Origin of the sequence: Spiroplasma sp. ald (assembly GCF_044714355.1) — a bacterium.
Classification (GTDB): Bacteria; Bacillota_I; Bacilli_A; order Mycoplasmatales; family Mycoplasmataceae; genus Spiroplasma; species Spiroplasma phoeniceum.
Window position 1 is genome coordinate 1 of record NZ_RXFY01000124.1, and the last position, 2,674, is coordinate 2,674.

Consider the following 2,674-nt stretch of genomic DNA (forward strand, 5'->3'; position numbering starts at 1 on the left):
AACCGTCCCACACTGCATTAAGTTGTTTTATAAAATCAAAGTTTTAACAAACCAGTTTCATAATCAAAGATAATTTTTGAATTTTCTAAGCGTTTATAAAACCACTTTTGTGTTTTATCTTTTACTTTATTCAATAAATCTTTATGTTTTTCACAAGTTCATAAAACTTTATTTGATAAAAATTCTTCAATAATGAATGATATTGTTTTATAGCAGTTATCAATATCGCAAATTTGTTGTTGCTTATTAATTTTCATTACTTACTCCTTCCTTTTTATTAAGTTTTTTTATTAGCAAATTAATTAACTGAAACAGAGAAAAGACAACACGTTAAATTAGGAGAAAAACAGGTACACTTTGTAAAGATTTCTAAGATATTTAATAAATGTGTAAACAACTTAAAGAGGGTATCAAAAAGTTGTTATAGTTTTTTTGTAAATATTTAAGATACTGTCCTTTCTCTGAATCAATTAATAATTTTGGTTTTATAAATAAAAAAATCATTTTAGTAAATGGTTTAATTTATTATGCTTATTCAATTTTCGAGTTTTTTTCCAAAACCCCAATTTTTTTATACGGCCTAAATAATATTATTAATTTAAAACATGAAATATTTAATAATAGTAAAAAAAACTTTTAATGAACTTGAACAAGAAAAAGTAGAAAGCAAAAAACCAGAAAATTTTAAAGAACACTTTTATTTTTTTCAAACTTTTAAATATCAAAGACAAGTTAAAAAAATGTTTAAATTATTGAAAAAAGCTTCAAAAGAGTATCAAGTATTATTTATTAAAATGGCGTTGATAATCCGGTTATATGTTGACCGTAGTGAAGAAATATGACAATGAATATTAAATAGAATTGATTGAAGTCTTGCCTTAGACCCTGTTGAAAAAAATAATAATTCAGACCAATTTATTCTTTTTGCAAAGCACTTTTTAAAAAAAGTTAATAACAATATGATTAAAGAATGAGAAGGAAAAATTAAAAATAAAAAATTAAGCAATGATATGATAACATCTATTTCTAATTTTTATCATACATTGAAAAATAAATATAATTATCATATATCTAATTAAAAAATTCTTCTTACAAAATAAAAAGTTTTATAAGAAGAATTTTTTAATAATTAAATTATGTTCTTACTAAAGTTAACTTTAAAATAATGGTTGGTATTATGTTCTTCCTTCTAAATTTATTTTAAAGACTTAAAAGGTTATGGTTTTTAAACTATAACCTAATAATTGCCTTTAATTTAGGGCTTTTTATGATATAATTAACTTAATTAATTTATAATAAGAGGTAACCAATATGAAGTGAGAACCGCAACAAACGATTGAAATATTAAAAGAATATGTTTATAGTAAAAACAGACTTGATGAATATCGTAATCGTGTGGCATTATCAAATTTACAATTACCACCTTTTTATTTAAAAGAAGATAAAAGTCAATCTGTTTCATCAGTTGTTGTTCGTTTTATTAATGAAAAAGAAATTAAAAAAGCATATGATAAAAATACTTATCAATGAATTATAAATAGTTTAGAAGAAACTATTTTAAATTCTTTAAAAATGGGTGAAAATATTATTGGAATTCATCGCCATGAAAATATTTATTTGGCATTATACGAAGATGATGGGGATTTAAATTATTTAATTGAAATTGCTAATTATATTAATACAACTGTTAAAATTATTAATTATACATTATATGAAAAATATCAAGCTGTCCGTGAGGTTAGAATTGGCATTGGGATTGCGAATGATCCATCAATTGAAAGAATTAACGATTTAGAAGAGAGTTTTATTGTTCCATTTGATGAAGATATTAAGGATAGTGTGCAATTAGCAGAAACATATGCTGCAGAAGTTATTATGTTTAATAATTTACCAGTTTGTACTGATGCATGGGTTTTTATGAATTTAACTGATGAGAATCAAGAATTAATTCGAAAAAATTCACGTCAATATTTTAATTTAAGAACACCTCGTCAACGTTTATTTACGGATTTAATTGATCCTAATGTTGCAGGAGAACTTGAACGAGGTACCTTGCAAGTTGAAAAATAAGATCAAAATAATTAGGTTAAAGTTATTTAGTCTTATTCTTTTTTGTTTAACATCATTATTATTTCGGTATAATCATAAGTAGAAAGTGAAGTGGAAGAAAATGCAAGCATTAATTTTTCAAGGAAAAAAGAAAATTGAATGAACTGAAACTAAAGAGCCAATTATTAAAAAAGCAACAGATATTATTGTTAAAATTGAGGGATTTACTTTTTCACATGCGGATTATCGTCCATATTTGGGGCATGATAATAGTGTTGTTCCTAACACAATTATGGGGCATGAAGGAGTTGGTGTCGTGACAGCAATTGGAGCTGATATTACAAAACTTAAAATTGGTGATCGCGTTGCAATTGGATGTGTTACTCATTGTAATATTTGTCAATGATGTGAACAAAAAGCATTTGCTAATTGTACTAATGGTGGTTTTATTTTGGGAACTAAAATTAATGGAACGCATGCTGAATATGTTCGTGTTCCTTATGGGGGGAATAGTGTTATTAAAATTCCAAAAACAATAGACTTCTTGCATAACCTATTAAAATAATTGTAAATATTTTTAAAAAGATACTAATAGCAAATTATAATTTTAATTAATTATGTCTTT

Annotated in this window: 4 protein-coding genes; 3 read left to right on the forward strand and 1 reads right to left on the reverse strand. The window is 24.4% G+C overall.

Going from position 1 to position 2,674, the window contains the following annotated elements:
* Positions 1–17: 17 nt before the first annotated feature.
* A complete protein-coding gene (locus EHU54_RS05370; protein WP_400249350.1) occupies positions 18–257 on the reverse strand; it encodes a hypothetical protein in 240 nt (79 codons plus the stop codon).
* A 348-nt stretch (positions 258–605) separates the two neighbouring features.
* Between EHU54_RS05370 and EHU54_RS05375 the strand changes: the two genes are divergently transcribed.
* The 3 genes from EHU54_RS05375 to EHU54_RS05385 all read left to right on the forward strand — a co-directional run bounded on the left by EHU54_RS05375 (position 606) and on the right by EHU54_RS05385 (position 2,614).
* Complete coding sequence (locus EHU54_RS05375) at positions 606–1,079, forward strand: hypothetical protein (protein WP_400249351.1); 474 nt, start codon at positions 606–608, stop codon at positions 1,077–1,079.
* A 232-nt stretch (positions 1,080–1,311) separates the two neighbouring features.
* Complete coding sequence (locus EHU54_RS05380) at positions 1,312–2,070, forward strand: hypothetical protein (protein ID WP_400249353.1); 759 nt, start codon at positions 1,312–1,314, stop codon at positions 2,068–2,070.
* 100 nt (positions 2,071–2,170) lie between these two features.
* Complete coding sequence (locus EHU54_RS05385) at positions 2,171–2,614, forward strand: alcohol dehydrogenase catalytic domain-containing protein (protein ID WP_400249354.1); 444 nt, start codon at positions 2,171–2,173, stop codon at positions 2,612–2,614.
* Positions 2,615–2,674: the final 60 nt, after the last annotated feature.